Annotated in this window: 14 protein-coding genes; 4 read left to right on the top strand and 10 right to left on the bottom strand. The window is 60.2% G+C overall.

Going from position 1 to position 13,639, the window contains the following annotated elements; genetic code table 11:
- Window positions 1-15: 15 nt before the first annotated feature.
- Entirely contained in the window at window positions 16-1,026 is a 1,011-nt protein-coding gene (hemB, locus tag F2S13_RS12260; protein WP_166361046.1) for a porphobilinogen synthase, read from the bottom strand.
- Between the two features lie 207 nt (window positions 1,027-1,233).
- On the opposite strand from hemB, the gene F2S13_RS12255 reads away from it, so the two are divergent.
- The gene (locus tag F2S13_RS12255; protein WP_166361044.1) at window positions 1,234-1,833 is read left to right on the top strand and encodes a DedA family protein; all 600 of its coding nucleotides are present in this window, start codon (window positions 1,234-1,236) and stop codon (window positions 1,831-1,833) included.
- Here the strand turns inward: F2S13_RS12255 and F2S13_RS12250 are convergent.
- Window positions 1,819-3,057 carry a sterol desaturase family protein gene (locus tag F2S13_RS12250; RefSeq protein ID WP_166361042.1) on the bottom strand — a complete coding sequence of 413 codons (1,239 nt, stop codon included), beginning with the start codon at window positions 3,055-3,057 and terminating at the stop codon, window positions 1,819-1,821. The genes F2S13_RS12255 and F2S13_RS12250 overlap by 15 nt on opposite strands.
- A 115-nt stretch (window positions 3,058-3,172) precedes the next feature.
- On the opposite strand from F2S13_RS12250, the gene elbB reads away from it, so the two are divergent.
- On the top strand, window positions 3,173-3,832 hold the full coding sequence (gene elbB / locus F2S13_RS12245) for an isoprenoid biosynthesis glyoxalase ElbB (RefSeq protein ID WP_166361040.1): 660 nt from the start codon (window positions 3,173-3,175) through the stop codon (window positions 3,830-3,832).
- Here the strand turns inward: elbB and F2S13_RS12240 are convergent, their stop codons facing one another.
- The 5 genes from F2S13_RS12240 to F2S13_RS12220 form a co-directional block, all read right to left on the bottom strand.
- On the bottom strand, window positions 3,833-4,294 hold the full coding sequence (locus F2S13_RS12240) for a YaiI/YqxD family protein (RefSeq protein WP_166361038.1): 462 nt from the start codon (window positions 4,292-4,294) through the stop codon (window positions 3,833-3,835).
- A 72-nt stretch (window positions 4,295-4,366) separates the two neighbouring features.
- Window positions 4,367-6,277, bottom strand: a complete 1,911-nt coding sequence (locus F2S13_RS12235) for a cytochrome c/FTR1 family iron permease (RefSeq protein WP_166361036.1) — start codon at window positions 6,275-6,277, stop codon at window positions 4,367-4,369.
- A gap of 190 nt (window positions 6,278-6,467) precedes the next feature.
- Entirely contained in the window at window positions 6,468-7,100 is a 633-nt protein-coding gene (locus tag F2S13_RS12230; RefSeq protein WP_166361034.1) for a LysE family transporter, read from the bottom strand.
- A gap of 99 nt (window positions 7,101-7,199) precedes the next feature.
- Complete coding sequence (locus F2S13_RS12225; RefSeq protein ID WP_166361032.1) at window positions 7,200-7,787, bottom strand: mechanosensitive ion channel family protein; 588 nt, start codon at window positions 7,785-7,787, stop codon at window positions 7,200-7,202.
- Window positions 7,787-9,697: an ATP-binding cassette domain-containing protein gene (locus F2S13_RS12220; protein ID WP_166361030.1), complete on the bottom strand. Its 1,911-nt coding sequence runs from the start codon at window positions 9,695-9,697 to the stop codon at window positions 7,787-7,789. Before F2S13_RS12220 ends, F2S13_RS12225 begins: the two co-directional genes overlap by 1 nt.
- 50 nt (window positions 9,698-9,747) lie before the next feature.
- Between F2S13_RS12220 and F2S13_RS12215 the strand changes: the two genes are divergently transcribed.
- Window positions 9,748-10,212 carry a TIGR02444 family protein gene (locus F2S13_RS12215; protein ID WP_166361028.1) on the top strand — a complete coding sequence of 155 codons (465 nt, stop codon included), beginning with the start codon at window positions 9,748-9,750 and terminating at the stop codon, window positions 10,210-10,212.
- Here the strand turns inward: F2S13_RS12215 and F2S13_RS12210 are convergent.
- A complete protein-coding gene (locus F2S13_RS12210) occupies window positions 10,209-11,399 on the bottom strand; it encodes an AlgP family protein (protein ID WP_166361026.1) in 1,191 nt (396 codons plus the stop codon). The two genes, F2S13_RS12215 and F2S13_RS12210, sit on opposite strands and share 4 nt — an antisense overlap.
- 239 nt (window positions 11,400-11,638) lie before the next feature.
- Between F2S13_RS12210 and F2S13_RS12205 the strand changes: the two genes are divergently transcribed.
- Window positions 11,639-12,304 (top strand): FKBP-type peptidyl-prolyl cis-trans isomerase, encoded by a 666-nt coding sequence (locus F2S13_RS12205; protein ID WP_166361024.1) that lies wholly within the window; start codon window positions 11,639-11,641, stop codon window positions 12,302-12,304.
- Between the two features lie 51 nt (window positions 12,305-12,355).
- On the opposite strand, the gene rsd is transcribed toward F2S13_RS12205, so the two are convergent.
- Complete coding sequence (gene rsd, locus F2S13_RS12200) at window positions 12,356-12,835, bottom strand: sigma D regulator (RefSeq protein WP_166361022.1); 480 nt, start codon at window positions 12,833-12,835, stop codon at window positions 12,356-12,358.
- A 229-nt stretch (window positions 12,836-13,064) separates the two neighbouring features.
- Window positions 13,065-13,568, bottom strand: a complete 504-nt coding sequence (locus tag F2S13_RS12195; RefSeq protein ID WP_166361020.1) for a disulfide bond formation protein B — start codon at window positions 13,566-13,568, stop codon at window positions 13,065-13,067.
- Between the last annotated feature and the right edge of the window lie 71 nt (window positions 13,569-13,639).

Raw genomic sequence — 13,639 nt, 5'->3', positions numbered from 1 at the left:
CGTTCCTGAAGGGCGTTACTGCCCTCTCATCAGTTGAGCGGCGCGCACGGCGAAATAAGTAAGAATGCCGTCGGCGCCTGCCCGTTTAAATGCGGTGAGCGATTCCAGAATCACGCCTTCACTCAACCAGCCATTCTGGATGGCGGCCATGTGCATGGCGTATTCACCGCTGACCTGATAGACAAAAGTCGGGACCTTGAATTCATCCTTGACCCGATAAAGGATATCCAGATATGGCATTCCTGGCTTGACCATAACCATATCGGCGCCTTCGGCGAGGTCCGCAGCCACTTCGTGCAGGGCTTCGTTGCTGTTGGCCGGGTCCATCTGATAGGACGCCTTGTTCGCCTTGCCCAGGTTCAGGGCCGAGCCGACCGCATCGCGGAACGGGCCATAGTAGGCACTGGCATATTTGGCCGAGTAGGCCATGATTCGCACATTGACGTGACCAGCGAGCTCCAGGGCTTCACGAATCGCCTGGATACGACCGTCCATCATGTCCGAAGGAGCAACCACCTGGGCACCGGCCTCGGCATGGGACAGCGCCTGGCGCACCAGGGCATCGACGGTAATGTCATTCTGGACATAACCGTCTTCGTCAAGAATGCCGTCCTGGCCGTGGGTGGTGAACGGGTCAAGGGCCACATCGGTGATCACACCCAGCTCCGGGAAACGATCCCGCAGGGCACGGGTGGCGCGCTGGGCAATCCCTTCAGGGTTCCAGGCCTCGCTGCCGTCCAGCGACTTTTTCTCTGGCGGGGTTACCGGGAACAGCGCCAGCGCCGGAATGCCCAACCCCACCCACTTGGCGGTTTCCTCCAGCAACAGGTCAATGCTCAAGCGCTCGACGCCGGGCATGGATGCGATGGTTTCGCGGCGGTTTTCACCGTCCAGGACAAAAACCGGCAGGATCAGATCGTCGACCGTCAGAACATTTTCACGAACCAGACGACGGGAAAAATCATCACGACGGTTGCGACGAAGACGGGTGGCAGGAAACAAACGGTTAGCGGGGGTAAAGCTCACGGCAGACTCCTGAGCCCGCGCAGGCGGGCGTGCGCGACAGTTATAAGCGGCCATTATGACGGTTGAATGACAACCGCGGGCAACCCTGCGACTTGTGGCCGCAGTCATTGTCCGCGCAGGCCTTGTTCACGTCGAGACACATTTCCACACTTTCCTGATTGCCCTCGAAGGGTTAGGCTGCGCGTTCATTTCGCCAGCATCCAGAAAATGCTTCAACAATTCCTGCAGGATTTCGGCTACTTAGCCCTTTTTCTTGGTACCTTTTTCGAAGGCGAAACCATTCTGGTTCTTGCCGGTTTCCTTGCGTTCCGCGGATACATGGACATCAACCTGGTGGTTGTTGTCGCGTTCTTCGGCAGCTATGCCGGCGATCAGCTCTGGTATTTCATGGGGCGCAAGCACGGGCGCAGATTGCTTGCGCGCAAACCGCGCTGGCAGATGATGGGTGACCGGGCGCTGGAACACATACGCCGCAATCCGGATATCTGGGTACTGAGTTTTCGTTTCGTCTATGGCTTGCGTACGGTGATGCCGGTGGCCATTGGCCTCTCAGGCTACCCGCCAAGACGCTACCTTTTGCTCAACGGTCTTGGCGCCGCCATCTGGGCCGCGGCCCTGGGCGCTGCCGCCTATCACTTCGGCGCGCTCCTTGAGGGGGTGCTGGGCAACGTCAAGAAGTACGAGCTCTGGGTACTGGGCGGTCTTTTACTGGTGGGCGGCTGCCTGTGGTTGTGGCGTCGCCTCAAGGCTGCGCGAATCGCTCGCACGGCCCGCAAGGCCAACGGAACCGATTCAGAGATCAACTAGTCGGGGCAAGACACTCCGGCTCCAGTACAAACCGATCACGCTGAGCAGGCTGTAACTGAGTACGCCTGCCCAGCCCAGCCCTGTGGCCGGCCACAACTCGACCATTCCGGCCAGCACCATCAGCGGAATATTCAACGCCAGGCGCACCAGTTCCAGTCTTGGCGCCCAAGGGCGGTTCTCCAGCGCCGTGCCGAGCACGAACAAGCCAAACGCCATCCACGCCCAGCCCAAAAGCAACGCCGCCGTCGACAGCTGCTCCGCTGCGGCCATCAGGTAGCTGCCCAGCGCGACATAGAGCGTGAACTGCACCGCAACGTAAAGTTGCTGGCGCCAATCCAGGGGCACTTCGTATTTACGGAACTGATTCAAGTCGTGCTTTGGTGTCGGGTAGCGCTGCGCCACATCCGCCGGACGCCAGCCTGTCGGCATGAACCAGATCCGCACTTTGTCCCACAGCCGCGCGGTGCGCTGTGCATCGGCCCACAGCTGAGCGTAGAACTGCAGGTTCGCCCACAACGGGTTCCAGCTCGCCAGTGGCGTGGTCACGCCAAAAATGACCGGTTCATTGTCGTCCTCCTCCTGGAAGGTGCCGAACAAACGATCCCAGACAATGAACACCCCACCGTAATTGCGATCAATGTAAAGAGGGTTCTGAGCATGGTGGACGCGATGATTGGATGGCGTGATGAACAACCACTCGAACCAGCCCAGTTTCGGAATGTGGCGGGTGTGCACCCAGAACTGATAAAGCAGGTTCAAGGCCGCGACACTGATGAATACCAGAGGTGGAACCCCCAGGACCGCCAGTGGCAAGTAGAAAATCCAGGCAAAGATGAAGCCGGTGCTGGTCTGGCGCAACGCCGTGGAGAGGTTGTAGTCCTCGCTTTGATGGTGCACCGAATGCGCCGCCCACAGCACATTGCGCTCATGTCCCAGGCGATGCAGCCAGTAGTAGCAGAAGTCATAGGCGACAAAGGCCAACAGCCAGACCCAGGCCTTGTCACCCGGCAGATCGAACAGCGCCAGGTGCTCCCAGGCAACCGCATAGGTCACCAGCCCGACCCCTTTGGTCAACAGGCCACTGGTGGTAGACAACACACCGGCACTGAGGCTGTTGATCGCGTCGGCCAGGCGATAGGTGCTGACCCCACGCCAGCGATCGGCAAGCAACTCGAGCGCGATCAACACGAAAAAAAACGGCACGGCATACAGGATGAAATTCATGGTGCAACCATTTTTGGGCGCGGACCCGACAAGATTAGGCCTTGCTGCATTGAAACCCTATGGCAGCAAATGCCAAATTAGCCGACATTAACGCCATGACACAGGAGTAGCAGGCATGACCAAAAAAGTTGCAGTGATTCTTTCGGGCTGTGGTGTCTATGACGGCGCGGAGATCCATGAAAGCGTGATCACCTTGTTGCGCCTGGATCAGCGCGGTGCGAAGGTCCAGTGCTTCGCCCCCAATATCGCCCAGTTGCACGTGATCGATCACACCACCGGTGCCGAGATGCCGGAATCACGCAATGTGCTGGTGGAGTCGGCACGGATCGCGCGCGGCAATATCAAGGATATTCGCGATGCCAAAGTCGAGGATTTCGACGCCTTGATCGTGCCCGGCGGCTTTGGATCGGCCAAGAATCTCTCGAACTTCGCCATCGAAGGCATCCACTGCACTGTCCAGTCCGATGTGCTGGCATTGGCCGAAGCCTTCGCCGAATCTGGCAAGCCGGTTGGCTTGATCTGCATTTCACCGGCGCTGGCCGCGAAGATCTATGGGCCTGGCGTGGTCTGCACCATTGGCAACGATGCCGAGACCAGTGCTGCAATCGTCAAAATGGGCGGTACCCATCAAGAGTGCAAAGTCGACGACATCGTCGAAGACATCCCGCGCAAGCTGGTCACGACCCCGGCCTACATGACGGCCAAATCAATTGGCGAAGCCGCTTCCGGGATCAACAAGCTGGTCGACCGCGTGCTGGAACTGACCCAGGAATAATCAGGCCGGAAACTCGCGTGCCAGGCGCGTGAGGATCCGGTCCAGCGAGTTGGCGAACGCCTGCTTCTCGCGGTCGCCATAGGGCGCCTGCCCTCCTCCAACCTGCCCTTGTTCGCGCAAGTCGGTAAACAGGTTGCGTACGGCCAGGCGCTCGCCCATGTTGCGCTGATCGAACTCGCGCCCACGCGGATCGAGCGCAGCCACGCCCTTCTTCACCAAACGATCGGCCAGTGGCACATCGCTGCAGATCACCAGTTCGCCAGGCACGGCATGCTCGACCAGATAATCGTCCGCGGCATCCGGGCCACTGGGCACCACGATCAGTTTGACACAGGCAAACGCCGGCTTGATCTGGCCTTGCCCTGCCACCAGCACCACCTCGAGCTGACGCTTCAAGGCGAATTTGACCACCTGATCCTTGGCCGCCTTGGGACAGGCATCGGCATCGATCCAGACACGCATTTGAGCACTTCCCCTAAAACAAAAGCCAAAAACAAAAACGGGCGACCAGTATCCCTGCTCGCCCGCCTGGCTTCAAATCCCGGCGTCGCTCGCCTGCAGGCGCCGCTTCTCGGCCAGCCGACTGCGCCCATAGAGCGTCGCCACCGCCAGCAGCGCTACCGCTTGTGCCGCCAGCGAGTAGGCATCGGCATGAATGCCCAACCAGTCGAACTCGAAGAAGGCTACTGGATGGGTACCGAAGATGCCTGCCTCCTGCAGTGCCTTGACCCCGTGACCGGCAAACACCACCGACAAGGCGCAGAGCAGCCCGGCATTGATACTGAAGAACAGCGCCAGCGGCAGTTTTGCCGAGCCACGCAGAATCACCCAGGCCAGGCCGATCAACATGACCAGGGCGGTTGCGCCACCGGCCAGCACGGCATTGTGGCCTGCGGGCCCGGCCTGCAGCCACAGGGTTTCATAGAACAGGACCACTTCGAACAGTTCGCGGTAGACCGAAAAGAATGCCAATAGCGCAAAACCGAAGCGGCCACCGCCGCTGACCAGGCTGCTTTTGATGTAGTCCTGCCAGGCGGCGGCATGACGACGGTCGTGCATCCAGACCCCCAGCCAAAGCACCATGACACTGGCGAACAACGCCGTGCAGCCTTCCAGCAATTCACGCTGGGCGCCACTGACATCGATGACATAGGCCGCCACCGCCCAGGTCGCCAGGCCGGCAACCAGCGCCAGGCCCCAACCGATGTTGACGCTGCGCACGGCCGACTGCTGGCCGGTATTGCGCAGGAATGCCAGGACCGCTGCCAGTACCAATATGGCCTCCAGGCCTTCACGCAACAGGATCAGCAAGCCGGAAATGAAACTCAGTGACTGGCTCAGGCCATTGCCACCGAGCAACCCGGCCGACGTCTCGAGCTTGGCCTTTGCCGCCTCCAGCTGTTGTGTCACTTGTTCGACCGACAGGCCGTCGTGCAGCGATTGCCGGTAGGCCATCAGCGCCTTTTCGGTGTCCTTGCGTACGTCTGCATCGATATTGTTCAGCGAGCTTTCGACCAGTTCGAAGCCTTCCAGATAGGCCGCCACCGACAAGTCATAGGCCTGATCGTGATCGCCGGCCTTGTAGGCGGCCAGGCTCTTGTCCAGGGTCGAGACGGTATAGCCGAGCAGTTGCGCCGGGCCACGTTGCACCTGCGGTGGCTGCGCCCGCTGGGCACGGAACGTCGCTGCAGCCTCGGCACCTTGCGCTGCGAGGATTTCAGTTGGCGTCTGACGGGCCAGGTCGGCCAGGTTGAAGGTTTTCTCGCTTTTGGCTGCGGCGGGGTCCGCCGAGAAGCTGGCGATGTATGTCGCTATATCCCAGCGCTGACGCTCGTCCAGCTGGTCGGAGAAGGATGGCATGTCGGTGCCATCGATACCCAGCCCAAGCGTGTTGTAGAGGTCGTAGAGGCTTAGCCGATCGAGTCGGGCAGCGTTCTGCAAGTTCGTCGGCGGCGGCGTCAGGCCCAGGCCGGCAGGACCGTCGCCGGCCCCGGCATCGCCATGGCAGACCGAGCAGTGTTGCGCATACAGGGGCGCTCCACGGGACGGGTCGGGCGTGATGATCGGTGCCTGGCTGACCTCGTAGGCCACCGCCAGTTTTGCACCCAATTGGCGGGCCTGGCGGGCCACCGCTGCGCCTTCCTGCCGCTCGTTCATGGCGTTGCGCAGTCCCTCTACACCGGTTTCAAGCTCCTGACGCTCGGGACGAGTCGGCAAGGCAACGATCAAGCCGTGCAGCACAGCCGTGGATTCGAGCTGTTGGTGATATTGCGCGTCATCCGTGACCTTGCCCGCATCGACTGCTGCCGGGTAATCGGCGCTTATGTAGTCGAGCAAATGCAGGGCCTGGGCTGCGCCATCGACGGTGTCGGCCAGCAGATTCAGGCTGCACAGGGCCAGCACCGGCGCAAAGAGCCAGGCAAGAAAGCGGGAAGGGGGAACCATGAACCAATCTCGAATAAGAATGCGTGGGATTGCATTGTTCACTTCCAGTGCCGATCACTCAAGGTTTGCGGTCTGACTCTCGGAAAAAATTTGTTACATCGCGCCGAACTCGGCCTCGCCGGCAATAAAAAAGGCGACCTCAATGGGTCGCCTTCTCGTTCCCACGCTCTGCGTGGGAACAAGATCGGTATTAGACCGGCGCCCGGCGGATCGTCGCCAGCAGCGTAGCAGCGCCCAGGAACAACCCGGCGAAGGTGCGGTTCATGCGTCGCTGCTGCTTGGGTGTGCGCAGCAGGCGCAAGACACGAGCTGCCAGCCCGGTATAACCGGCCATGACCAGCAGATCGACCATGATCATGGTCGCACCAATGGTCAGGTATTGGGCCAGCAGCGGCGCATGCGGGTTAATGAACTGGGGCAATACGGCAAGCATGAACACCAGCGCCTTGGGGTTGCTGACGTTGACCAGGAAACCACGGAAAACCAGGCTCAACGGCTTGCCGATCGGCCGCACTGCCGATTCGTCATTGAGGTTGCTGGGCAGCGCACGCCATTGCTTGACCGCCAGATAGACCAGATAGACGACGCCGAACCATTTGATCAGCTGGAACGCCGTCGCCGACGCGGCGAGGATCGCACCAACGCCAGCGGCAATGATCGCGATCTGCAGCACCAGGCCCAGCTGCAGGCCAAGGGCATTCCAGTAGCCACGCCAGAAACCGTACTGCAGGCCACAGGACATCGACGCAATGGCGCCGGCCCCCGGAGAAAGACTGATTACCCAACAAGCGGCAAAAAATGCCAGCCACGTTTCCAGCGTCATTGCACACCTCGGTCAAGCTCGACTTAGAACGCTAAGCTAGTGTGCCAGCAAAAAAATCACCACGATTTTTTTCAGACCGGTGCCACGCCCAACGCCGGTTCAGCTCACCTTGTGCTTGTCTTCAACTGCAAGCGGCATTGCGTCGCTACCCCGCCAGCGCCGCACCGACTTCTGGAAAAACTGACTGTTGGGCACCTGGACCAGTGCGCCACCGGCCTCAGGCAACTCGACCAGCGTGGTGTACAGCAAATTGATCGCCACCACTCGCCCCTTGACGCCTGGCTTGTCGGTTGTGTCCACCAGTTCGACCACGTCACCGATGCGAAACGGCCCTACGGTAAGGATCAACACCGCGCACAACAGGTTCGAGAGCACGCTCCACATGGCGAAAAACGCCACGGCCGCAACGGCGACAAAGCCTGACAGCGCGGTCCAGAGCACCGTGGCCGAAACACCGAGGCGCTCCAGCACGACGATCAACGCACTGCCCATGATCAGCCAGCGCAGGCCACCACGCAGGGGCATGAGCAACTCCGGTGGCAACGGATAGCGCTCGCCCAGTCGGTTCAGGCAGCGTGCGACGAACCGTTGCACCACAAACGCGGCCACCAGGATCAGCAGTATCTGCAAGCCCAGCCAGAACGGTGCGATCCATTCGACCGGCAACGCCTGCTTCAGCGCGTCCATCAGGACAGCGCCTCCAACTCCGCCTGCATGCTTTCCAGCAGTTCGAGGGCCGCCATCCAGGCTTCTTCGAGCTCGGCTTCGCGGGATTTCAGCTTGGCCTGTTGCGCCAGCAGATCACGCAGTTCGTCCTTGCGTGCCGCGTCGTAAATGGCGCTATCACCCAAGGCCGTCTCGACCTTGGCCAGTTGCTCGTGCAAGGAGCCAAGGTCGCGCTCGAGCTTGTCGGCCTCACGCTTGTGCGGTGCGAGTTGCTGGCGCAACGCAGCAGCGGCCTGGCGCTGGGCCTTCTTGTCGGTCTTGTCGACATTGACCGGGGTCGTACTGACCGGCGCATTGCGCAGGCGGTACTCCACCAGCCAGCGTGCATAGTCTTCCAGATCGCCATCGAAGGTTTCGATGCGGCCATCGGCGACCAACAGAAAGTCATCGGTGGTGCTTTTGAGCAAATGCCGATCGTGAGAAACCACCACCACTGCCCCACTGAACTCCTGCAACGCCATGGTCAGCGCCAGACGCATTTCCAAATCCAGATGGTTGGTCGGTTCGTCGAGCAGCAACAGGTTCGGTCGCCCCCAGGCAATCAATGCCAGGGCTAGGCGAGCTTTCTCGCCACCGGAGAAATTCAGCACCGGCTCATCGATGCGCGCCCCGCGGAAATCGAAACCACCGAGGAAATCACGCAGCGTCTGTTCACGCTCGGTCGGAGCCAGGCGCTGCAGGTGCAGCAAGGGGCTTGCCTTGCTGTCCAGGGAGTCCAGCTGATGCTGGGCGAAGTACCCCACCACCAGGTTCTCGCCACGCACCAGGCGGCCGCTCAGGGGCTCCAGCTCGCCAGCGAGGTTTTTGATCAGGGTCGACTTGCCCGCGCCGTTGGGGCCGAGCAAACCAATACGCGCGCCAGGTGCCAGCTGCAGTTTGACCTTCTCCAGGATGGTCGTGTCGCCATAACCCAGGCGTGCATCGGACAGGTCGAGCAAGGGGCTGGAGATTTTTACCGACTCGCGGAAAACAAAGTCGAACGGAGAGTCGACATGTGCCGCCGACAACTCCTCCATCCGCTCCAGTGCCTTGATCCGGCTTTGCGCCTGACGGGCCTTGGTGGCCTGGGCCTTGAACCGCGCAATGTATTTTTCCATGTGCGCACGCTGGGCCTGCTGTTTCTCGTAGGCCTGCTGCTGTTGCGCGAGACGTTCGGCACGGGCACGCTCGAACGCTGTATAGCCGCCACGGTAAAGCGTCAGCTTGCACTGTTCGACATGGGCAATCTGATCGACCACCGCATCAAGGAAGTCGCGGTCGTGGGAAATCAGCAACAAAGTGCCCGGATAACTTTTCAGCCACTCTTCCAGCCACAGGATGGCATCGAGGTCCAGGTGGTTGGTCGGTTCGTCGAGCAGCAACAGGTCCGATGGGCACATCAGTGCCTGGGCCAGGTTCAGGCGCATCCGCCAGCCACCCGAAAAATCCCCGACCCGACGGTCCATCTGCTCGTTGCTGAAGCCAAGGCCCGCCAGCAGTTTGCGCGCTCGGGCATCGGCGGTGTAGCCATCGGCACTGTCGAGCTCGATATGCAGGCGCGCCAGGGCGGTCCCGTCATGGGCCTGCTCGGCTTCAGCCAGCGCTTGCTGGACCTGGCGCAGGCGCACATCGCCGTCGAGCACATAGTCGACCGCAATGCGCTCGAGCGTGTCGACCTCCTGGCGCATGTGGGCGATGCGCCAGTCAGCAGGCAACAAGCAGTCACCGGCGTCAGGCACCAACTCCCCGCGCAGCATCGCGAACAGGCTGGATTTACCGGCGCCATTGGCACCGATCAGACCGGCTTTCTGGCCGGCGTGCAGCGTCAACTCGGCGTCTTCTAGCAGACGTTGCGGGCCACGCTGTAAAGTGAGGTTCTGTAGTCGAATCATAATGGCGGCGGAGTCTACCAGCTTCGTCGGCAACTGGCGCGAGTAGGACTATGTACACCGACCTGTGGAGCTTTGCCGTGGCGCTGTATTCGCGCCCGGGTGTGGAAAAAGCCTGCCTCGACCTGCAAGCAAACGGTGCCGATGTCTGCCTGCTGCTGTGCGGCGCCTGGCTGGGACAACGGGGCGTGGCCCTGACGGCCGTGCGTGTGGAACAACTGCGACAATCCGCCGGACCATGGCAAACCGAAGTCGTGCAACCCCTGCGGCAATTGCGCCAGCAATGGCGCCAGGCAGCATTGCAAGACAGCGAGTTGAACAGGATGCGCGAGCAGGTCAAGGGACTGGAGCTGGAGGCCGAGCGACAACTACTGATTCGGCTCGAAGGTTTGAGCCGCGAATGGCCCGAGGCAAAGACCGATCTTGTTTTGCAGTGGCTGCAAGGGTTGCTGCCGCAGGGACAAAGCCTTCACCACGACGCGCTGCAGGTGCTGCGCGTCGCGGTGAGCAGGGCTTAGGAGGCCGTTACGTTGGCCTGGCCGCTGTTGCCAGGTGTCGCTGGCGTGGTGGGTTGGGTGGTGGTTTGTGGAGCAGGTGCAGCAACCGACGCCGCAGCGGGTGCAGGTGCAGTTACGGGTCCCGTTGCTGTTGCAAGCGCTGTCGGCATCGACGGTTTGGCCGACGCAGCTTTGGCGGCGGTAGCGGCGGGTTTTTTCACCGCAGGTTTCGCAGCTGGTCTGGCTGCAGGTTTGGCTGCGGGTTTGGTTGCCGCTGCGCTCGCTGCAGGTTTGGCTGCAGGTTTGGCTGCAGGTTTCGCGGCAGCAGGTTTGCTGGCAGGTGCCTTGGCGGGTGTAGCTTTGGCTGCGGGTTTTGCAGCAGGCTTGGTCGCAGGTTTTGCAGCCGCTGCGGTTCTCGCCGCTGGCTTGGCAGCAGGTTTTGCAGCTGCTGCGGTTTTCGCCGCTGGCTTGGCAGCAGGTTTCGCAGCTGCGCTTGCGGCTGGCTTAGCCGCGGGTTTGGCGGCAGCCTTGACTGCTGGTTTCGCAGCGGGCTTGGCGGCAGCACTGGCAGCAGACCTGGCTGCCGGTTTCGCAGCTGGCTTGGCTGCAGGTTTTGCAGCCGCTGCTCTTGCAGCAGGTTTAGCCGCAGGCTTGGCTGCAGCGCTGGCAGCAGGCTTGGCAGCCGGTTTCGCAGCTGGTTTGGCTGCAGGTTTTGCAGCCGCCGTTCTTGCAGCAGGTTTCGCGGCCGGCTTGGCCACTGGCTTGGCGGCAGTGCTCGCAGCAGCTGGTTTGGCAGCAGGTTTCGCACTACGCACAGTCAATGCCTTGATGGCCGCTTCCTTCACGCGACCAACACCTTGGGCGAGCTTCAGGCTTTCCTGGGCATCGCGTTTGAGTTGCAGAATGTAGGCGCGAGTCTCCGACTGGCGATCTTTGAGTGCGTCGAGCAGGTCCTCAAGTTCTTTCACTGCACCCTTGGCTTTTGTCTGCGCCTTGGCTTTGCCGGCCGCCGCGGCGTCCTGCAATTTGGTGCGCGATTTGTGCAGTTTTTCTTGAGCCTTTCCTCGTTGCTTCTCGAGCTTGGCGAGTAGTTTTTCAGCATCAGCCAGCGCTTGCGAACAGGCGCTTTCCAGATGCTCAAGCAAGCTACCCGAGAGCTGTTGGAGCAAATGCAACGGAGTGTTTACAGGCTTCTTATTGGCCGACATGGTTTACCTCCTGGCTGATATGTTTGCGGCTCATGTTAGACCTCTGCTGGTACCACCGCTAGGGCATGTTGACAGTATCGAATGAGCCGCGTTGCATGCCTGGGCAAATGTTGTTTTCGCTGCGGCTGCACACCATTGTAGATCCAGCTTTCACTGCTGTCGGCAATGGTTGAAATTGAGTCGCCGCCAACCACATTCACACTGGCATAATCCTGCCCCTCTGAACACGGAGCGTGCCCATGCCGCGTCACCTGTTGTTATCGTTTTTCCTGTTGCTGCCACTGGCTCACGCAGACGAAAAAACCAACACCACAAACCCTCACGACCTCGCCTACAGCCTGGGCGCGAGCCTGGGTGAACGCCTGCGTCAGGAAGTCCCCGACCTGCAGTTGCAAGCACTGATCGAAGGATTGCAACAGGCCTATCAGAACAAGCCGTTGGCCTTGAGCAACGCCCGCATTGAAGAGGTGTTGCGCCAGCACGAGGCGAACGCCAACCAGGCGGCAATCGATAGCGAAGTCGAGGCAGCCATGTTGGCCGAGCGACGCTTTCTGGCCATCGAAAAAACTCGCGCAGGTGTACGTGAATTGGCAGACGGCATTTTGCTGACTGAGTTGAACTCAGGAACCGGAGCAAAACCCAAGGCTGTGGGAAAAGTGCAGGTTCGCTACACAGGAAAACTACCCGACGGCACCGTATTCGATCAGAGCAACGAGCCCCAATGGTTTCGTCTGGACAGTGTCATCAGCGGCTGGCAATCGGCGTTGCAGCAAATGCCGGTCGGTGCGAAATGGCGCCTGGTAATTCCCTCGGCGCAAGCCTATGGCGCAGAAGGTGCCGGTGACCTGATTGCACCGTACACGCCACTGACATTCGAAATTGAGTTGTTGGGGGTCGGTGACTGAGCACCTGGGAGGGGTCGATACGGTGTTGTCGAACACCGTATCGCTATCGAATCAGGCGTTCTCGACCGCGCCTTCTTCCTTGTGCGCCGTATGCAAGACTTCGATCAGGCAGTCTTCCAGCTCGAAGCGCTCATGCAACAGCACCCCAAGTTCCTTGAGTGCCGCCGCGACTTTCTCGCCATTGGAGCAGTCACTCTTGTGATCGCAGAGGTCATTGAAGGCCAGGGCCTTCTCGGTGATGACATCGATGCGCGGGTAGATCTGTTCGGCCAGCTTCAAACCACGATCATCGCCAAAGGCCTTGGCTTCGTTGGTAAGCTGTTCATAGACTTCGAAATGTCCTGCAGAAACGTAGTCGACCAGAATCGCGCAGAACTTCAATAGTTCCTTGCGCTTGCCGGCATCGATTTCCGGCATCGCGTCGAGGCTATGGAAAGCCTCCACCAATTCGTGTCGCTCCTGCAGCCAGCGGTCAATCAGCAGATGAACTCCACCCCAGCGTTCCTGAGCATTCTGACAACTTTCGAGCATGGTCATCTCTTCCCTTTTGGGCAATGCCGCTGTCCGCCCGCTCCGCGAAATCGAGGAACAAGGCCCGTACCAGCCAAGCGGCATTGAGCAGCCTGTTTTTTCTGTAGTGCTGAAAGGAGATTATGCCCCCGCGCCTACAGCTTCAAGGTACGCAGAAGATAAAGTTCATACAAGTGTTTAAAACCCTGTCCGACGTGACGCAGGTCAATTAAACCTACATTTGCCCGGCTCAACGCGCTTGACGATGGACGCACAAAAGCTGGATGAGCGTAAAAACCGCCATCCCGGCGAACGCCAGCAAGCTCCATTCGGCAACGCTCATTTCCAGCAAGGTCCACTTGATTCGCACGCAATCCGGAGTACCCAGCAGCAGGGATTCAATCACCTGGCTGAGTGGCATTGAACGCAGCATGTGGCCAAAAGTGGGCTGGCAAATTTCAACAGGCACCTGAGAACTGCTTTGCAACCAGACCTGACGGGATGCCGCGAGCGCGCCCAGGCATGCGGATAAAGTGGCCAGCCCCCAATAAACATATTGCCCCACCCGCCCCGGAGAATGGATAGAAGCCACCAGGCAAGCGGCCCCGAAGGCAACCAGAAAAAAACGCTGCACCAGGCACAGCGGGCAGGGTTCAAGGCCGACACCGTATTCCAGGTACAACACCGCCCCCATGACCAGCAGCGATGCCGTGAAAGCCAGAAAGAACAATGAGCGCGAACGGGCCAGAAACATGGCGAATCCAGATCGGGGTAGACGAAGGTAACGGTAGAGGAAATCTTCGGCCCCTTACAAGGCAAGGTGAA

The sequence above is a fragment of the Pseudomonas akapageensis genome, from assembly GCF_011355085.1.
Taxonomy (GTDB): domain Bacteria; phylum Pseudomonadota; class Gammaproteobacteria; order Pseudomonadales; family Pseudomonadaceae; genus Aquipseudomonas; species Aquipseudomonas akapageensis.
The sequence above is the reverse complement of the archived record's forward strand: the minus strand, read 5'-3'. Positions and strand labels throughout refer to the sequence as shown.